The 20340-nt window shown below is 33.7% G+C and carries 14 protein-coding genes; 7 read left to right on the forward strand and 7 right to left on the reverse strand.

The window, feature by feature from the left end; genetic code table 11:
• Positions 1-100 precede the first annotated feature (100 nt).
• The 3 genes from BXU01_RS06775 (at position 101) to BXU01_RS06785 (ending at position 6174) form a co-directional block, all read left to right on the forward strand.
• A complete protein-coding gene (locus BXU01_RS06775) occupies positions 101-1357 on the forward strand; it encodes a glycoside hydrolase family 5 protein (protein WP_206196606.1) in 1257 nt (418 codons plus the stop codon).
• A gap of 207 nt (positions 1358-1564) precedes the next feature.
• Positions 1565-3514, forward strand: a complete 1950-nt coding sequence (locus BXU01_RS06780) for a sialate O-acetylesterase (RefSeq protein ID WP_083692474.1) — start codon at positions 1565-1567, stop codon at positions 3512-3514.
• A gap of 251 nt (positions 3515-3765) precedes the next feature.
• Positions 3766-6174 carry a glycoside hydrolase N-terminal domain-containing protein gene (locus tag BXU01_RS06785; protein ID WP_083692476.1) on the forward strand — a complete coding sequence of 803 codons (2409 nt, stop codon included), beginning with the start codon at positions 3766-3768 and terminating at the stop codon, positions 6172-6174.
• A gap of 648 nt (positions 6175-6822) precedes the next feature.
• Here BXU01_RS06785 and BXU01_RS06790 read toward each other — a convergent pair.
• Complete coding sequence (locus BXU01_RS06790; RefSeq protein WP_083692478.1) at positions 6823-7371, reverse strand: CvpA family protein; 549 nt, start codon at positions 7369-7371, stop codon at positions 6823-6825.
• Between the two features lie 399 nt (positions 7372-7770).
• On the opposite strand from BXU01_RS06790, the gene BXU01_RS06795 reads away from it, so the two are divergent.
• The 4 genes from BXU01_RS06795 to BXU01_RS06810 all read left to right on the forward strand — a co-directional run bounded on the left by BXU01_RS06795 (position 7771) and on the right by BXU01_RS06810 (position 10441).
• A complete protein-coding gene (locus tag BXU01_RS06795; RefSeq protein WP_029270935.1) occupies positions 7771-8127 on the forward strand; it encodes a hypothetical protein in 357 nt (118 codons plus the stop codon).
• A 185-nt stretch (positions 8128-8312) separates the two neighbouring features.
• On the forward strand, positions 8313-8762 hold the full coding sequence (locus BXU01_RS06800; RefSeq protein WP_255373716.1) for a hypothetical protein: 450 nt from the start codon (positions 8313-8315) through the stop codon (positions 8760-8762).
• A gap of 88 nt (positions 8763-8850) precedes the next feature.
• Positions 8851-9870, forward strand: a complete 1020-nt coding sequence (gene pheS / locus BXU01_RS06805) for a phenylalanine--tRNA ligase subunit alpha (protein ID WP_055094076.1) — start codon at positions 8851-8853, stop codon at positions 9868-9870.
• A gap of 163 nt (positions 9871-10033) precedes the next feature.
• Entirely contained in the window at positions 10034-10441 is a 408-nt protein-coding gene (locus tag BXU01_RS06810) for a hypothetical protein (RefSeq protein ID WP_026983666.1), read from the forward strand.
• Between the two features lie 111 nt (positions 10442-10552).
• Here the strand turns inward: BXU01_RS06810 and BXU01_RS06815 are convergent, their stop codons facing one another.
• From BXU01_RS06815 to BXU01_RS06840, 6 genes are all read right to left on the reverse strand, one after another.
• Positions 10553-11692 carry a cytochrome-c peroxidase gene (locus tag BXU01_RS06815; protein WP_083692711.1) on the reverse strand — a complete coding sequence of 380 codons (1140 nt, stop codon included), beginning with the start codon at positions 11690-11692 and terminating at the stop codon, positions 10553-10555.
• 2 nt (positions 11693-11694) lie between these two features.
• Positions 11695-13287 carry a DUF6850 family outer membrane beta-barrel protein gene (locus BXU01_RS06820; protein WP_083692482.1) on the reverse strand — a complete coding sequence of 531 codons (1593 nt, stop codon included), beginning with the start codon at positions 13285-13287 and terminating at the stop codon, positions 11695-11697.
• Between the two features lie 12 nt (positions 13288-13299).
• Positions 13300-14607 (reverse strand): DUF4876 domain-containing protein, encoded by a 1308-nt coding sequence (locus BXU01_RS06825; RefSeq protein WP_083692484.1) that lies wholly within the window; start codon positions 14605-14607, stop codon positions 13300-13302.
• Positions 14608-14625: 18 nt separating this feature from the next.
• Positions 14626-17298, reverse strand: coding sequence for a TonB-dependent receptor domain-containing protein (locus BXU01_RS06830; RefSeq protein WP_083692486.1), 2673 nt, complete (start codon positions 17296-17298; stop codon positions 14626-14628).
• Positions 17299-17703: 405 nt separating this feature from the next.
• Positions 17704-18699 (reverse strand): NAD(P)H-dependent glycerol-3-phosphate dehydrogenase, encoded by a 996-nt coding sequence (locus BXU01_RS06835; RefSeq protein ID WP_083692487.1) that lies wholly within the window; start codon positions 18697-18699, stop codon positions 17704-17706.
• A 444-nt stretch (positions 18700-19143) separates the two neighbouring features.
• On the reverse strand, positions 19144-20301 hold the full coding sequence (locus BXU01_RS06840; RefSeq protein WP_083692488.1) for an iron-containing alcohol dehydrogenase: 1158 nt from the start codon (positions 20299-20301) through the stop codon (positions 19144-19146).
• Positions 20302-20340 lie beyond the last annotated feature (39 nt).

Consider the following 20340-nt stretch of genomic DNA (forward strand, 5'->3'; position numbering starts at 1 on the left):
GTGTGGGGCTTTAATAGTTTAGAATAACTATTTTTTCAGATGCATTTAGTGTTGTTTAAGTTAGAAAGAGAATCACACAATTAATAGTAAAAATCAAAAAATGAAAAAAAACGTAAAAAGTTATTTGTTTAGTGCCATCTTATCTTTGTCTTTTTTAAGTATTTTGGCATGCAGTTCTGATAAAGAAGCCGAAGCACAAGTAAAAGCCGAAGCAGGAATAGAAAAAGTTGCTGCTGCCGGATTATATCCAAGTTACAATACCAATCCAATTGCAGCCGATGCAACCGGAATGTCCAGTAATGCAGTACAATTGGCAGCAAAAATAAAACTGGGCTGGAATATTGGGAATACATTAGAAGCAACCGGCGGAGAAACAGCCTGGGGAAATCCAAAAGTAACAAAAGCCTTAATCGATGCTGTAAAAGCCAATGGATTCAATGCGATAAGAATTCCGTGTTCCTGGAATCAATACTTAGAAAATTCGGCAACAGCCAAATTAAAAACAGACTGGCTGAACAGGGTAAAAGAGGTCGTGCAATATTGTGTTGACAATAATATGTATGTAGTCGTTAACATTCACTGGGACGGTGGCTGGTTAGAAAATAATATTACCGAAGCCAAAAAAGTAGAAAATAACGCCAAACAGAAAGCTTTTTGGGAACAAATAGCCACACATTTAAGAGGATTTGACGAGCATTTGCTTTTTGCAGGCGCCAATGAACCAGCAGTTGAAGATGCTGCTCAAATGGCAGTTTTAACTTCGTATCACCAAACCTTTATCGATGCAGTACGTTCGACCGGAGGAAAAAATGCTTACAGAACATTAATAGTTCAGGGACCAACAACAGATATCGAAAAAACAAATAAATTAATGACCACTTTGCCAACAGATAAAACGGCAAGCCGTATGATGGTCGAAGTACATTATTATGCACCATGGAATTTTGGCGGATTAACCAAAGATGAATCCTGGGGTAAAATGTTTTATTATTGGGGTGCAGGATTTCATTCGACAACAGAACTGGATAGAAATGCAAGTTATGGAGAAGAAGCTGATTTGACGAAAAACTTCAAATTAATGAAAACCCAATTTGTCGATAAAGGAATTCCGGTTTTATTAGGCGAGTTTGGCGCAATTCGTCGTACTACTTTAACAGGTAATGCATTGACCTTGCATTTAAATTCGAGAGCTTATTATTTAAAGACTGTCGTGAAAACAGCGAAAGCAAACGGATTATTACCATTTTATTGGGATGAAGGAAACTTAGGTAATAATGGTTTCGGAATTATCAACAGAACCAATAATACTGTTTTTGATACACAGGCATTAAATGCAATGAAAGAGGGATTACAGTAAATACAAATTCACCATATAAGTGATATAAGAATTATAAGTCCGGCTTAAAAAATCGAACTTAGTTTTCAATTTTATTCACCATCTTGTCATTTAATTAAATGAAAAATACAAATTCACCATATAAGTGATATAAGAAATTATAAGTACAAACGATATGCGAAACTTATTTTTACTTATATCACTTATATGGTTTAAAAAACAAATAAAATGAAGAAAAACATAATATTTCTTTTTTTGATGTGCAGCATCATAGTAAATGCCAATGTTAGAATGCCCTTGTTATTTTCTGACGGAATGGTTTTGCAGCGCAATAAAGAAATTCCGGTTTGGGGTTGGGCAGAACCAAACGAAAAAGTCGAAGTTCATTTTAACAAACAAACCAAAACCATTCAGGCCGATAAAAACGGAAAATGGATGATAAAACTTTCTGCCGAAAAAGCCGGAGGTCCTTTTGAATTATCCATTACAGCAAAAAACAAAATCATTATCAAAGATGTTTTGGTTGGAGAAGTATGGATTTGCAGCGGACAATCGAATATGGAATTTCAGATGTATAAAGTCATAAATGCCGAAAAAGAAATGGCCGATGCTGATTATCCTATGATTCGTCATTTTGGAGTCGCTCAGGATTTAAGCGGAACACCAAAAGAAGATCTTAAAGAAGGAAAATGGGCAGTTGCCAACAAAGAAAATATTCGTGATTTTACAGCAGCAGGTTTCTTTTTTGCTAAGAAATTATATGCAGAATTAAAAATCCCAATCGGAATCATAAATACTTCCTGGGGTGGAACCAATGTCGAAACCTGGACAAGCCGCCAGGCTTTTGAAAAAAGTAATAACTTCAAAGCCATGATTGCAGATGTTCCTCAGGTAGATATGGATGCTGTTTTTGAAGTTTATAAAAAGTCAGTTCTCGACAACTTAAAGAAAATTCAGGGTTTTGATGTTTCGATGGAAAACGAAAATCAATTTAAAGAGTTTAATTTCGAAGATAAAAACTGGCCGGAAATAAAAGTTCCTTCCTTGTGGGAAAACCAACAAATAGGCAATATCGATGGAATTGTCTGGATGCGAAAAACAATTACATTATCTGCGGAACAAGCCAAAAGTGAAGCCGTTTTGCATTTATCTAAAGTAGATGATGAAGATATTACCTATGTAAATGGAGTTCAGGTAGGAACTAACAAAATATGGGAAACATTGCGCGTTTATAAAATTCCATCAGGAATTCTTAAAGAAGGCAAAAATGTAATCGCAGTTCGTATTGCAGATTACTCAGGAGGTGGCGGAATCTACGGCGATCCTTCCGATTTAAAAATTCAGTTTAAAGACAACAATATTCCACTTGAAGGACTTTGGAAATTTAATGTCGTTCAGGTAAAAATCGCAGTTTCACCAAACAGTTATCCCTCATTATTATACAATGCAATGGTAAATCCGCTCGTTCCGTATGCGTTTCAGGGCGTTTTATGGTATCAGGGCGAAGCCAATGTGTGGAGAGCAAAGCAATACAAAAAAGCTTTTCCGTTAATGATTTCAGATTGGCGAACAAAATTCAAGCAAGGGGATTTTCCTTTTTACTTTGTACAATTGTCTACTTTTAATGAGTTTAATGGCAATAGTAAAGTCGGCAGCCGCTGGGCAGAACTTCGCGAAGCACAACTTGAAACACTAAAATTGCCTAATACCGGAATGGTCGTAACTACCGATATTGGAAATGCAAAAGATATTCACCCAAAAAATAAACAAGATGTAGGTCTGCGTTTGGCAGCAATTGCATTGAATAATGTTTACGGTAAAAAACAAATCTATAGCGGTCCAACTTTTAAATCTCAGGAAATAAAAGGAAACGAAATTATCCTTACTTTCGACAATATCGGAAGCGGATTATTTGCTTCTGACAATTCTGAAAACCTAAAAGGATTCGAAATTGCCGGAACCGACAAAATTTTTCATTCCGCAAAAGCGATAATTAAAAATAATAAAGTCATAGTTTCAAGCGAAAATGTTAAAAATCCCGTTGCCGTGCATTATGGCTGGGCAGACGACGATACAGAAATCAATCTTTTTAACAAAGAAAAATTTCCTGCATCACCTTTTAGAACCGATAATTGGGAAATGATTACGGCAAACGAAATATATAAGGTTAGTAAGTAATATTTGGGCGTGACCACATTTACAAAAGGCGCTATCTAACAAATCGCTTATATGCGCCTTTCGCAAATACGGTCGGGCTATACGCATTACTTCGGTAATTTGCTTCTATCCCTCACGCGAACAAATTGGTTTCGATATCCTAACCCGTTTCCAAAACCTGTTAGGTATATTTGTCAAAGCAATTAAAAAATTAGAATACCTAACAGGTTGAAAAACCGGTTAGGATATCATCAATAAAAAAGAAATATTGAATGAAATCAAACGTCATAAAAAAAACATTTTTCATCCTACTATTCACTTTTTTCTGTCTAAACATGACGGCACAATCCAATCATGTTTTGTGGTACAATCAACCCGCAGAATTCTTTGAGGAAAGTTTGGTTTTAGGAAACGGAAAAATGGGAGCCACTGTTTTTGGCGGAGCAAATTCAGATAAAATTTATTTGAACGATGCAACACTTTGGTCAGGCGAACCTGTAAATGCTAATATGAATCCGGAAGCTTACAAAAATATTCCGGCAATTCGTGAAGCGCTCAAAAATGAAAACTACAAACTAGCCGACGAATTAAACAAAAAACTCGAAGGTAAAAACTCCGAATCATATGCACCTTTAGGAACATTAGAAATCAATAATTCCGAAAAAGGAAAAGCGGTCAATTACTATCGTGAACTCGATATTTCGAATGCCGTATCAAAGGTGAGTTATGAAATGAACGGCGTAAAATTTACCCGTGAGTATTTTGTTTCGGCACCGGACCAAATTATGGTCATAAAATTGACAAGTAGCGTAAAAGGAACTCTGAATTTCGATATTAATTTAAGGAGTTTACTGCAATCAAATGTTGAAGTAAGAAATAATATTCTGGTCATGACAGGATCAGCTCCAATTCATGAAAATGCAGGATATACCGTTTTACCAAAATACCTGCAAGTAAAAGAAAGAGGAACAAGATTCACTACTTTAGTCCAAATTAAAAAAACCGACGGAAAAATTACAAATTCCAGAGATGCTTTAACTTTAAAAGATGCAACCGAAGCTTATGTATATGTATCTGTTGCGACAAGTTTTAACGGTTTCGACAAAAATCCCGCAACAGAAGGATTAGATGACGTATCGATTGCATTGCAAAACCTGAACAAATCATTTGCAAAATCATTCGATAAGCTAAAAGAAGCCCACATCGCCGATTATCAAAAATATTACAACAGAGTAACTTTAGATTTAGGAAAAACAACCGCACCGGATTTAGCTACAGACGAGCGTTTATTAAGATACGCTGATGGCAAAGAAGATAAAAACCTTGAAATCCTTTATTTCAATTACGGACGTTATTTACTAATCAGCAGTTCCAGAACACTTGGAGTTCCCGCCAACTTACAAGGAATCTGGAATCCACATCTAAATCCGCCATGGAGCAGTAATTATACCATGAACATCAACTTGGAAGAAAATTACTGGCTGGCTGAAAATACCAATTTATCCGAAATGCATTTGCCGCTTTTAAGTTTCATCAAAAATCTTTCGGTAACCGGAAAAGTTACGGCAAAGACTTTTTATGGCGTAAATCAGGGTTGGGCCGCAGCGCACAATTCAGACATTTGGGCAATGACTAATCCGGTTGGGCAATTTGGCAAAGAAGATCCCAGTTGGGCTTGCTGGCCGTTATCAGGTGCTTGGTTAAGTACACATATTTGGGAACATTATGTTTTTACGCAGGATAAAAATTACCTGAAAAATGAAGGTTATCCAATCATGAAAGGAGCTTCTCAATTTTTTTTAGGATGGATGGTTACGGATAAAAACGGAAATCTGATTACTTCGCCATCAACTTCTCCTGAAAATAAATACATTGCCCCAGATGGTTTTATTGGAGCCACAATGTACGGAGGAACAGCAGATTTAGCCATGATTAGAGAATGTTTCGAGAAAACAATAAAAGCATCAAAAGTTTTAAATAGCGATGCTGATTTCAGGGCAAAACTAGAAATGGCACTCTCTAAATTTTATCCGTATCAAATTGGCAAAAAAGGAAATTTGCAGGAATGGTATTTCGATTGGAATGACGAAGATCCTAAGCACCGGCATCAATCTCAATTATTCGGACTTTTTCCCGGAGATCATATCACACCAGAGAAAACACCAGATTTAGCCGAAGCTTCAAAAAAGACTTTAGAAATAAAAGGAGACGAAACAACCGGCTGGTCAAAAGGATGGAGAATTAATCTTTGGGCAAGACTTTGGGACGGAAACCGCGCTTATAAAATGTTTCGTGAATTATTGCGATATGTTGATCCGGATGGCAAGAAAACCGATAAACCCAGAAGAGGAGGAGGAACGTATCCAAATTTATTCGATGCGCATCCGCCGTTTCAAATCGATGGAAATTTTGGCGGAGCCGCAGCCGTTGCTGAAATGCTGATTCAGTCAAACGAAAACGAAATCAGATTACTTCCTGCTTTACCAGATGCCTGGGAAACCGGATCCGTAAAAGGAATTTGTGCCCGTGGCGGATTTGAAATCGAAATGAATTGGGAAAACAAGCTTATAAAGAAACTTATAATTTCTTCGAAAACAGGAGGAAAAACAACCTTAATAAACGGGGATAAAAAACAAGAAATTGTTTTGAAAAAAGGAGAAAAGCTAGAAGTAAACTGGTAAAATAATTATAGGGTTTGTTTTTCGGAAAGCTTCATAGAAGCGAAATATTTATAGCATAAACATTTACAATATAAAGCTCCAGCGGAGCGATATATAAATTCCTCACAAAACGAAATATTTCACCCCTCTGGGGCTCTTATACATAGACACGCTAAATTTCTATAAATATTTCGTACCTCTGGCACTTAAATTTCTTTTTTAAAACAAAAAATGTTCAAACCCGACAGGTTTTTAAAACCTGTCGGGTTTACTTTTTACAAATAATTCTTAGGTTTATTTTTGGGAAAGCTTCATAAAAGCGAAATATTTATAGCATAAAATTTACAATATAAAGCTCCAGCGGAGCGATATATAAATTCCTCACAAAAAGAAATATTTTATCCCTCTGGGGCTTTTATACATAGACACGCTAAATTTCTATAAATATTTCGTCCCTCTGGGACTTAATTTTTTTTAAACAAAAAGTGTTCAAACCCGACAGGTTTTTAAAACCTGTTGGGTTTACTTTTTATAAATAATTGTTGGGTTTATTTTAGGAAAGCTTCATAGAAGCGAAATATTTATAGCATAAACATTTACAATATAGAGCTCCAGCGGAGCGATATATAAATTCCTTCACAAAACGAAATATTTTCTCCCTTTTTGGATTTATTCTTCTTTAATCGTTTCCTTTTTTTCTTCAGAATCTTTAGCACGACTATCTTTAAATTCTTCATACCATTTTTCGATCGAAGGATAAACAAAAGCTGCAACTTTTTTTACCGGATTATAAAAAATGGATTTATCGAGCGTTTCCTTTTTAGCAAAAGTTTCATTGAAGTTTATTTTCTCAAACAACGCAATGAAAATACTCATAATCAGGATCGTTTTTAGAATTCTGAAAAAACCTCCACCCAGTTTATTTGCCCAGCCCAGAAAAGCAAAATCAGCAATTCCGGTAAGGATTTTTGCTAAGAAATAAACACCAATTACCACCAGAATAAATGTCAGGATAAAAGCTGTAACTTGTATCGTGTTTGGGTTCCAGGAAACGTGCTTCATGATTAGTTCCTTCATGAACGAAGAGAATTTAATCGCAATATAAATTCCAAGTAATAAAGAAATAAAAGAAGCTATTTCTACAAAAAGTCCATTTTTAATTCCTTTGTATAAACTAAAAGCTAAGAGTGCTCCAAAAAGCATGTCAAAAAAACTCATATTTTCTGTTGTTTTATGAGGCGCAAATATAGATCTTTTTTTAGGTTCAAAGTTGCAATCCCGAAGCTTCGGGACTAATGTTTTTTAGCTCGCGGATTATACGGATTATAGCAGGTTTATACAAAGTAAAATTAGTTGGCAGATTTAGACTAAGGCTTTTAAGTAAAGATCGGGAAGGATTAACAGTAGAGAAAAAATCAGTGTGAATCCGTTCAACCCGCTTAATCAGTGGGTGATTTATTTAATAATGTATGAGAAATCTTTAATTTTAGGTCTTTGGATTTGAACTTCCTATCTTTGCAATAATAATTTTAGAGCTGTGATAGTAGAAATTAAGTTTAAATAATCTTTAAATCGTTCTTCAATCTGAAATCTGAAATCTAAAATCCACAAATAAAAATGTCCAGAGATACACAACTAAAAGAGCGATGGGAAAAGCTCGTCGATATATTATCTAATCAGTTTTCGCAAGGCGAAGACTTAGATTTAGATGCCATAATTTACCTAATTGGAGTTCAGGAACTTGGTAAAGTGCACCGTGAATTCAAAAAAGATGAAAAATTAAACCTGATGCACATCGCTATTTGCCGTTTATTAGAACCTTACGGTTTTTATGAATTCGACTTTTTTGATGCAGAAGGATGGCCACATTACAAAGTAAAAGAAGAATTGCCGCCGCTTAAAGCCGGAGAACAATCGGTTTTGATGAAAGAAGCCATTGTGAATTATTTTTTAGAAAGAGAACTTATTGAGTAGTTTTTTAGTTTACAGTCGCAGTCTCAGTTTTCAGCGTGTGCTAAACTGTAAACTGTAAACAGAGACTGAAAACTGAGACTGAGACTGCGACTGAAAACTAAAAAGAAATGTGTAGATATGCAATGGTTTCTTATAAACCACATTATGCTTGTTTTAATTGTCGGAAGACATTTAAGAGAAGATTGATGAATGACATAAAAAGAGGCGAAAAATCAATTCTGGAAGCAAAATGCCCAGAATGTGGAGCGTTAACAGCGAATATGGGACTTGATTTTGAATCGCCAAAAAAGGATGATCTGAAAAAATGGGAACATATTAAAAGTTTGTACTCTGTTGGGATTGCTTTTCATTCTTGTGGCTGCAGCGGACCAGGATACATTCCTAATTCTAAGGAAAAGATAATCGAATATTTTGAAGGTATAAAAAACACGTACCTTAAAAATATTGATTTTTGGCGTTCAAGAACTGAACCCACCGATAAACAGGAAAGAGAAAAGGAATACCAGAAAAATTGGTATGAATTAAGTAAAGTTTCATCGAATGCCAAAAAAGAAATTATTAAGAATCAGGAAGGAATAAATTTTTGGATGGAAAAAGTGAAACAAATAGAAAGTAAAATTAGCCTGATAAGATAGATTATTTGATTTAAAAGGAAACTTTAAACTTTAAATACCATACTTGGAACAAATTCCTTAAATTTGTTCCCTCAATTATTGAAGGAAAATGATAGACAAGATAAAACAACATATAGAGGAAGCCAAAGCCTTTAATGATAAAAATAAAGAATCTTTAGAGCAATTCCGTGTTAAATATTTAGGTAGTAAAGGGTTGTTAAAAGAACTTTTTACAGAGTTCAAAAATATTCCAAACGACCAGAAAAAAGACTTTGGACAAGTAATAAATACTTTAAAAGCTGTTGCCGAAGAGAAAGTAAGGGTTATTCAGGAAGAACTGGAAAGTAAAGAAGAAGTAAAAGGTCTGTTTGGTGATTTAACACGTGCTGCAGAGCCTGTAATTATAGGTTCCCGTCACCCGATTTCTATCGTTAAAAATCAAATTATAGATATTTTTGCCAACATTGGTTTCAATGTTTCCGAAGGACCGGAAATCGAAGACGACTGGCATAATTTTACGGCGCTTAATTTACCGGAATATCATCCGGCGCGTGATATGCAGGATACATTTTTCATTCAGACCAATCCTGATGTGTTGTTGCGTACGCATACTTCATCTGTTCAGGTGCGTTATATGGAAAATCACAAGCCGCCAATTCGTACTATTTCTCCGGGACGTGTGTTTCGTAACGAAGCAGTTTCGTCACGCTCACACTGTATCTTCCATCAGGTTGAAGGATTGTACATTGACAAAGATGTATCATTTGCTGATTTGAAACAGACATTACTTTATTTTACTAAAGAAATGTTCGGAAAATCAAAGATTCGTTTACGTCCTTCATACTTTCCGTTTACAGAACCAAGTGCCGAAATTGATATTTATTGGGGTTTAAAAACCGAAACTGATTACCGTATCACAAAAGGAACTGGTTGGTTAGAAATTGGAGGTTGCGGAATGGTAGATCCAAATGTTCTTAAAAATTGCGATATCAATCCGGAAGAATTCAACGGTTTTGCTTTCGGAATGGGAGTAGAGCGTATTGCAATGTTGTTATACCAAATTGGTGATATTCGTATGTTTTACGAAAATGATGTTCGTTTCTTAGAGCAATTCAAAGCAAATATTTAGGAGCTATTTCCTGCTGTCCGCTGTATCTTTTATTTTTTAAAGAAAAAAACAAAAGGATGCCGCTTCCATCAGGGCTAGAGCTTTATGTTATAAATTACCTTTACAATAAAACAAACCTTTGTTAGAGCTTCAGGCTTTGACAAAGGTTTTTAAAATTTAATTAATGAAAAAAGATATAACAATCCCCGAAGTAGAAAACGTATTTCTTGCCGCTGTTCAGGAATGGAGCGACGATTTTATGGAAAAAGTCTGGTACGCTTATCTTGTAAATGATAGTGACTTTAATTTAGACAGCGTAATGGTAGTTTCTAAAGCATTTGGAACTATTGATGGCGAAATGAAAAAAACATCAGTTTTACGTCACGCATTTGTTGAAGTTCCAGCTGTTTCTGTAGTGAAAATCGAAATGATCGAAAAGAGTTTGTTGGTTTTAAACAATGAATTCATGGTAACATTCTTCATTGGAAACACTTTATACGATAAGAAATTCATTTTTAAATCAAATCTAATCAACGAAAATAAAACAGAAGAAGTGCCTATTTTGTTTGTTGAAGGTGTGATGGTGAAGTAAGTTTTTTAGTCTCAGTCGCCTAATAAAAAAGTCAGGAATAATTTTAATTATTTCTGACTTTTTAATTTTTACTGTAAACTGCGACTGAATACTGCGACTGAATACTGCAAACTATTGCGGTAACTCAGGCGGTCTCATTTTATAAGCGCCCGTAGACAAACTACTGATAAAAGCTTCTAATGCATCTAATTCTGATTGGTTGAGTTTTAATTTTTGAATCAATCTGGAAGTTGTAGGGAACAAAGTATCATTTTGCTGACTTTCTTTTCTTTTAGGTTGAGGCATTCCTGCATTGTACATGTTTAGAACACCACGTAAATTAGGAAATAAACCATTGTGCATGTAAGGTGCATTTTGAGCAACTCCTCTTAAAGATTGCGTTTTAAATTCGCCTACATTTTCTTTTTTTCCAGTCAAATTATATCGTCCTAAATCCTCATATTCTCTTCCGTAATAGGTCAGACCAATATTGTGAAATTTATTATCAGAGAAATTAGCGGTGTTATGGCAATTAATGCAACGTGCTTTGGTACGGAACAAGTGTAAACCTTCGACTTCTTTATTGCTGAGTTGAGTTGAATCGCCCGCCACAAATTTGTCGAATCGGCTTTTCGGACTTATTAAAGTTCTTTCGAAAGTGGCAATAGCTTTTAGAATTTCGGTCTGATTGAGTTTTTCTTTTCCAAAAGCTTTTTGGAAATGAGTTCTGTAACCTTTTATTTTATTGAGTCTTTTTGTGGCAAGGTCAATATGAAAGTTCATTTCTTTAGTATCTTTTATCGGGAAGCTTGCCTGATCTTCGAGAGTTGCTGCTCTGCCATCCCAAAAGAAAACTTTCGCATAAGCGATATTCATTAAACTAGGAGAATTGCGAATACCCTGAAGTCTTCCTTCTCCGTAAGAAACCCTTCTGGCATCGCCCCAGTTTAATTCAGGATCATGGCAATTAGCACAAGAAATTTGACCGGATTTGGATAATCTGGGATCAAAGAATAGAATCTTACCCAATGCTGCTTTTTCTTCGGTGTATTTGTTGTCTTCAGGAAATTCAGGTTGGCCCAAAGTTCCAATATCTTGAAAACCCTGTGCATAAACAAGTGAATCTACCTCTGGTTTTGGCCATTTTTGATAATCTCCGCTGCTGTATAATCTCTTTAATTGAGCAATAGAAAGCGTTGGATTAATCTTAGTATAAGAAACGATAATAAGTGAAAGTACCATTACCCCAATGGCAATAAACTTTGTTTTCATTTTTAGTAATTTAATTGTACACCACATTGAATCCAATAAGTAGTATTGGTATTGATAATGGCGTTGTAATCATTTTGTTTTTTTAGTGCTATTTTTTCTTTCAAATTGGTAAAGAAAACCACTGTTTTATTGTTTTTTACCGGATAACTGTATTCTAATCGTATTGCAGGAGCAAAATAATTGGTTGTACTCACGACATAATCATGAATAACTACTTCGTTAAAAAAGGTGCTGTTGCTACCACCGGAAGTATCATAATAATCCAAATTAGATGATGGCAATGCAAAATACATATTAAAGTTTACAGCTGTATTTAGCTTACTTTTTTCAAATGCAAAATCGCGGCTTCCAAAAATACCGGTGTTCAATGAATTGATATCCATATTGCTTGTCGCGAGAATATCATTGTAATTGTTTTGTTGGTAATTTACATCCAAACCCAATAGATAGTCAATTTTGGTATTTGTCTTTTTAGAAATAGAAACCAGCCAATTGATTGTATTCAATGAATTTTTGTAATTATGTCCTTTACTGTTTACGTCATAATTGATACTATTGCTGTTGTCATATTTTAAAGTTGATTTTATTTCTTTTTTATCCCATTTGTGGAGAGTAAATAATTCAGCATGGTTGGTTTTGGTTTCGAATTGATATCTTTCATTATCCTGAGTACCAAATACACTATTGTAGAAGTCATTATTTGATTTTTGCCTATAGTACAACGCTGTAAACGCTGTATTTTTATTGCTAAAATTGTAACCTAAGCCAATTTTATTATTTATTTCTTTATATAGAAAACGGGTAGAAGATGAATATGTAGATTTGATATAATTAATAATTCTGCCATAACCTGTATTAAATCGTAAATAAGTATCAGGATTTGCTTCAAAATTTAGATGATCATTTTTGTATAAATAACTAAAATCCTTATCGGCCCTTGTATAATTTACGAGAGTAAATATTTTGTGATTCTCTTTTATATCATATCCTAGTTGTAATTCTCCTCCAAGTTTTCTTGAAATAATTTGTGGTCTGGGATCAGCACTTCTGCTGAGTTTTTCAGTATCATAATTAATTTTTGAAGACATTGATATCTTGCTGGTAATTTGTTTAGAAAATCCACCACTTAGATTGTATTTTTGACTAGTCCAGTTTGCTTTCCTGGGAACAAAAAAATAATGCGGCATTATGACTTCCTGCTCTTCTGAACGATCATCTGAAAGTACCCATCCTAAATTTTTCTCATCCATTTTTTTAATAGATAAATTACCAAATAACTTCCATTTAGATTTTGTTGTATAATAACCCTGAGCCAGAAACTGATACGAATTTATTTTACTTGCAATTTGTGTTCGGGCAAATTCATTTTTTTGATATTCATAAGAGATTTCAGTAAACGTAAAATCTTTAATGTATTTATTGGTATATGCAATTGGGTATTGAAATATTTGATTTTTAACCTGTGAATCAATACTATTATTAGTCACAACAATGCTGTCTTGTGCTTGTGTGACAGATGTAAAAAAAATAAAGAAAAGAAATAATGCCCAGTATTCCCAGGCATTACTTTTAGTTTTAAAAATGTAGATTTTCATTAATGAAAAAAATTAGTTGAATCCTCGGGGATTTGCTGTTATTTCTACAAAATCATTACTGGAATTATTTGTGTCTTGCAAAATGATTCTTCCGGCAATTGTTGTTTTAGTCTTTCTAATTACTGATTTAGATGAAAAAGCACCAGATGGCAAATAAGTAGTACCTCCATCTATTTGAGTAGCTAATTTTTTTGGAATATAATTTGCACCTAAATCTTTTGTTGTATCAACTCCATCCACAAGTGCTGTATTAGGAACCTGCAAATATAAAGCAGTATCTCCTTTTGGATTTTTGTAGCTTTTTAGGCTTGCAAAATCCGTACTGGTCATTTTAAAAATTGCATAACCATATCTTCCCGCCGTATCTAATATCATGTCTTTGTTTTTATTACCCCAATACGCAATGCCTAAATCCGGAACGGCTGGATTTTGAATGTCATATATGTAGGTATCACCCAGATAGGTTCCTAAAAATGATTCGAAATCAGCAGTACTTAAGTCAAGTGTTAGTTCCGGGCTTAATATGCTTACAGATTTTCCGTTATTATCCATATAATTAGATTTATGGTTAATTGCATTTTGAGCAATTACAATACTTTTACCCGGTTGAACTGGATATTGTGTTCCATTTCCAGGGATTATAAAAATATTAGAGGCATACACGTAATCTGTATTCGCTTTGTCCCCTAAAGTCATACCTGCAGATTTACTCCAGTCATATTGTCCGTTTGCCAAAGTATAAGGAAATACTGTTGTAGCAAAAGAACCGTATAATTGAGCGATGTATAAACCATCTGCATATTGTACTGTATTTGAATTATTGTAAATTTCAATAAACTGATCTCTGATCGACGCTCCTTTTTGAGTATCAGAACCACCATAATGAATTTGTTTAATTACAAAATCACCTACTTTAGAAGTTTTCATTACAATATTGACTGAATCTATTGTGTTGTTTACCGTTAGACTGCTTTCAGATCCATTAAAATTAATTTCGGTTTCAGTAGGAGTATAACCAAAAGTCTCAGTGAATTCTGCAGATTGCATAACTTTAGTAGCAGAAACGGAATAAACTCCGGGTAATATCTGTTTAAATTGTGCAATACCACTAGCATCTGATTCTACTGTATATTTATTTCCTGTTTCATTATTTACAATAGTAACAGCAGCTTTTTTTGTAATTTGAGCATTAAATGTTTCGTCATATTTGACGCTAATCGAAAAATTTACAGGTTTTAATGCCTCATTTTCATCATTGTTGCTGCAGGATTGTATTAAGAATCCAAATAAAGTTATAAGTAAGAGAAGAATTTTTTTCATGGTGTTTATATATTTAGTTTAAAATTCATAGTCAAGCCTTGTTCCAAATGAAAAAGTTGCAATATTTGATAAAGTTTTATTGCCGAATTCATCATAATAATGAGGTTTTAAGTTCAGGAAATTGGTAGCATATAGAGAAACGCTGAACCCATTTAAGAAATCTTTTGAAACGCGTAAATGGAAATTATGAAGAGCATTGTCTAAATTGTTTTCCTTTTCGCTGTAGTTCTGTATAAGATGTCCATATTTTTGGATGTTTGTTCTTTCCTCTACCGGGATTTCATGATATACCAGTTCTGAATCTAAGTAACCATTTGGAAAATTTGAAGTAGCCGATTTTGTATTTCGTAATAAAATGTGTTCACTTCGCATAGAAACTAATAAACCTACAGACGGAATGTGATAATTAAAATTAAAACCCATGGTAAAATTATCATTCATACTTGTTTGTGGGTTGAAAACACCATATCGCTCCGGTGATAAAAGACTTGTAGATGCGATATAAGATTTTACATCAGAGAAATCTTTAGAAGCCACATAAGAAGCATTCATACTAATATCGAGATTTAAAGATTCTATCTTTTGAAAGTTTATTGTGGCCTCAATTCCTCTGTCTTCTGCTGTGCTATTATTGGTTAATGTATTAGTGAAATAATAAAAATTTTCAGTTCCAATAATTTGATAAGTAGGAATTTCAGCTCCCACAATAACCACTTCAGTTTTTGGAATGACTTTATATTCAGGGTTTTTTTGGTCTGAAAAGCCATTATAAAGTTTATTATAATATCCTGTAAAATTCAGTATCGCAAAAGGAAGGTTAAGATCAAATCCAACCTCAGATCGATATGATTTACTTGGTTTAAGATTTAAATTGTCGCCAGGTGTTATTATAGTTTGAATCCATGCTTTTTGATAAACTCCGGGATAGGTATAAATTCCGCTGCCCACAATTTTATCTAAATAACGATCTCCTGTATAAAGCTGATTAAGAGAAGGGGCTTTTGATGATAATCCAAATCCACCACGTATTTTGACTGTTTTATCAAATGCAAAAGAAGAATTTATACGAGGCTGAAATGACATATTTCCTACTTGATTATCGAATCTTAATCCAAGATCGACATTAAGAATTTGATCGTTTTCAAACTTTTTAAAAATCCTATCCTCAAAATAGGCAGACATTTGATTTTCTGTCTTAGTATTATTAAAAGAATAATCTCTGTATCCTAACGCATTATCCCGATTTTGTGTAAGTGCATAGAAAGTTAATAAACCAGTCACTGCATTTTTTCTTCCTGCCCCTTTATTGGCACTTGTTCTATTTGAAACTCCAAAAACCAGACTGTGAATCCATTTTGATTCATTCGTGAGCGTTTTGTTGGCTTCTAAAGTTATATAAGTCGATATCGGAATACCTTCTACCATGCTAACACTCGTGTATTGTGAAGGTAATATGATCGCTTCATGGATCCCTTCATCATAACTGTCTGTGGCTGCTGCATTGGCAACATTTGTAAATCTATCTCTTGTAGAAAGTTGTTTGTCATAACTAAAACTTCCATTTATATTTATACCATCGACCCATAAGTTTTTTGGTTTCCACATTAGATTATTTGAAATAGAAAAACCCTTTTTTTCATTTCTGGCAACGGCCGCATTAATATCATCCGGATCCGTCTTAGCCTCATCTAAATTCATTCTGAAAGAAGTACTTACTATGTTTTTGATGCTGGAAGAGTTGTTTTTGAACAACCAGGACATGTTTCCGCTTACTCTCTGATAGTCTAAAAGATTATCTCTTGGATCAGCTTTAGAATCCAGATAATTGATCGCAGCATTCATAGAGTTATTTGAGTTTAATTGAAACCCTTTTGTTAAGTTTAACTCAGATGTTGCATCCCTAATCGATGCAGATACACGATAAGGACTTCTCCCTATTTTAGTTGTTATTAAAACAAGACCAGATGTCAAATCACCATATTTTGCAGATGGAATTCCTTGAATAACTTTTATTTCTTCGATATTGTTTGTTGAAATTTCTCTTAAATCAATGCCCTTATTTGCGTTTGTAAAAGTCTTGTTTTTCGTGCCAAAAGTATCAAACGTAAGGCCATTTGGATTGAAAGCCTGCATGTTTTCATTATTTGATATCGGAATGTCATTTATAACAAATGAAGTCCCAAATGCTTTTGTGTTGTAGGAAGTTGAGTTTGGAGTTGCAGTTCGAAATACTATATTTTTAAAATTATTTAAGTCAAAAGTTGTAGTAGTCTGTCCCGGAAGTTGCTGCAAAACATCATCGAGCGAAAAAGCCTGAACATTGTTAATCGCATTTTTACCTAATGTTAATTCAGAATATTGTCTCTGTTTATTAGCAGTAACAACAACTTCTTTAAGGCGAAGTGTATTATCTTCTAAAGAAACATCGATATAATTTTGACCATTCTTTAAAGCAATATTAGACTCCATTTTTCCTAATAAAGAAAAATTTAGCACTATATCTTCAAAATAAGGAATTGTAATTTGAAAAGCTCCGTTTTTATCTGAAATACTCCAATTGTCAGATTTTGTATCACGAATGAAAACACCGGATAATGTTGTTGAAGTTTCCTTATCTATAACTTTACCTGTTATAACTCTTTGAGAAAAAACAGAACTCGAAATTAAAAGAAGAAATATAATAGAACGCATTGTTTTTAATTAGAATCAATAAAAATAATGACGCAAATGTATCAATAATTCTTTGTGAAGCAATGAAAAATAAGGAAGTTTAAAATTATAAGTACATCAATTTGTGAGAAAAAAACAGCCAATAAGTTTTAAGAATTTATTATATCTTATTGAGAAACAATGAAATGATCTTTTAGTGGTTTTGTAAGAGTAAAGAGTTTGATTTTTTAGAGTAAGATGTATGTTTGATGTATTCTCAAGCAGAATATTTCTTGTTAATTGGGTAGTTTTTTTGCTGCAGCTTAACATTTCTATGGATTTGACATAAAAAAAGAGTCAGAAATTTATATTTCCTGACTCTTTTTATTTTTGTATTAAAAAAAATTTTTAAGACTGCGATTGAAAACTGTCACTGCGACTGCAAACCTAATCCAAGGATTCTGTTAGTTTTTTAAAGACAGTTTTAGCATCTTTTCCTTCATATAAAATGGCATAAACGGCATCTATAATTGGAGTTTTTGCTCCATAACCCTGATTTAGTTTATAAGCACTTTTTGTAGCATAATAACCTTCGGCAACCATACTCATCTCCATCATGGCACTTTTTACAGTGTAACCTTTTCCAATCATATTCCCAAACATTCTGTTTCTGGAGAATACAGAATATCCTGTAACCAATAAATCGCCTAAGTAAGCTGAATCATTAATGTTACGTTTCATTTTATGTACTTTTTTGATGAATTTTTTCATCTCGCGAATTCCGTTACTCATCATAACCGACTGAAAGTTGTCTCCGTAACCTAAACCGTGAGCAATTCCGGCAGCGATTGCATAAATATTTTTAAGCATTGCCGCATATTCAGTACCAATAATATCATCAGAAATTTTGGCTTTGATATAATTTCCGGATAATGTTTTAGCAACAACTTTGGCCTTGTCCGGATCTCCACAAGCAATTGTCAAGTATGAAAGTCTTTCTAATGCTACTTCTTCAGCATGACAAGGACCAGTAATAACACCAATGTTATAATACGGAATGTCATATTGAATATGAAAATGTTCTCCAACAATTAAACTCGTCTCAGGAACAATTCCTTTGATCGCTGAAAAAATAATTTTATTGCTCAAAGAAACCGTTAAGTTTTTTAATTCAGCATCTAAGAAAGCAGATGGAATTGCAAAAATTACATAATCGGCATATTCAATTGCTTCGTTGATATTATTAGTCAGTTTAAGTTTATGGGTATCAAATTCAACAGAACTTAAATAATTTGGATTGTGCTTATATTTCTGAATGTGCTCAATCGCAGCATCATTACGCATGTACCAGGCAATTTCTGAAAGATTCACGCATAACATCTTTGCAATTGCCGTTGCCCAGCTTCCTCCTCCAATTACCGCAAATTTTAAATTTTCGCTCATTATTTTAATAATTTAAAACAAAAGTACTTAATAATGTAGTAATAATACAAAATCTCATTTAAGAAAATTTGTAAAATGAACTTTAAGGTTCTTGTAAAGCATTAAAAAGAAATAGATAAATGCAACTTATTAAGTTTCATATAATATAACACATCCAAAAAAGATCTTTTTATAAAGAAATAAATGAATTAAAAATAATATACTTAAAATGTTCCCGAATAAAAAAATAAGAAATATTTTATACTAAACACAATAAAAATAAAAACTCAACGTTATAAGTGATTATAAATTAGAATTTTAATGAGTTTAGCAAAAATTGAGTTAGTTAGTTTTGTTTTAGTATTGTAAAAAGGCGTTCCTAAAAATTAAGAACGCCTTTTTTTTAGTTTTCAGTTTACCGTCACAGTTTTAAGTTTCAACTGCGACTAAATACTGCGACTGTGACTAATAGCTCATCTCAACAATCGATTTTACTTTGTCTAAAGTTATCAATTGTTTTTCTCCTAAACCTTTCCAGCCTCTTTTGTCAAAACGATTTACAATAAAGTCGGCCGTTTTGCCATAATCTTCAATGTATTGAGAAAGTTTAGTGTCCATTCCCATGGTATGGAAAAATTCAACGGTTTTATTGATTGCCTCTTTAGCCACTTCATCTTCAGAACCTTCAAGATTAAAGATTCTTCGGCCGTATTGCGCTAATTTTTGTTTTTTGGTGTCAAACATCACGTTGTATAAACTTGGGCCAATAATAGCTAAAGTTCTGGCATGATCAATTCCGTACAAAGCCGTTAATTCATGACCAATCATGTGCGTTGCCCAGTCAGATGGAACACCTTTTTGAATCAATCCGTTTAAAGCCATCGTACAGCTCCACATAAAATTAGAAGCCAAAGCATAATCTGTTGGGTTTTCAACCACTTTTGGCCCAACTTCGATTAAAGTTTGTAAAATCCCCTCAGCAATTCGATCTTGTAAATACCCTTCGTGCGGATACGTTAAATATTGCTCCATTACATGTGTATAGGCATCTACAACACCATTTTGTAATTGTCTTTTTGGTAATGATGCAATTACGGTTGGATCGCAAATGGAGAATTTCGGAAACATGGCGCTTCCGCCAAAAGCAAGTTTTTCCTGAGTTTCTGTAATTGTAACGACAGCACCGGAATTCATCTCGCTTCCTGTTGCAGGCAAAGTCAAAACAGTTCCAAAAGGCATTGCATTTTCTTTAATCAACAAACGTTTTTGCAAAATATCAATCGGATTTCCGTCAAAGTTAACAGCTGCCGAAATAAATTTTACTCCATCAATAACAGATCCGCCACCAACAGCCAGAATAAAATCAATTTTCTCTTTTTTAATCACTTCAACAGCTTTCATCAGCGTTTCAAAATGCGGATTCGGCTCAATTCCGCCAAATTCTACAATATCAAAACCTTTTAAATTTTTGATTACCTGTTCATGAATTCCATTATTAAAGATACTTCCACCACCATAAGCCAAAAGAATTCTAGCATCTTTAGGAACTAAAGTAGATAGTTTTTCAATTTGTCCTTTTCCGAAAATTAAATTCGTCGGATTATATAATTCAAAGTTTAGCATGTTTTTTTATAGTTTCTGAGATGCTAAGGCACTAAGTGG

It is taken from the genome of [Flexibacter] sp. ATCC 35103 (genome assembly GCF_001975985.1).
Classification (GTDB): domain Bacteria; phylum Bacteroidota; class Bacteroidia; order Flavobacteriales; family Flavobacteriaceae; genus Flavobacterium.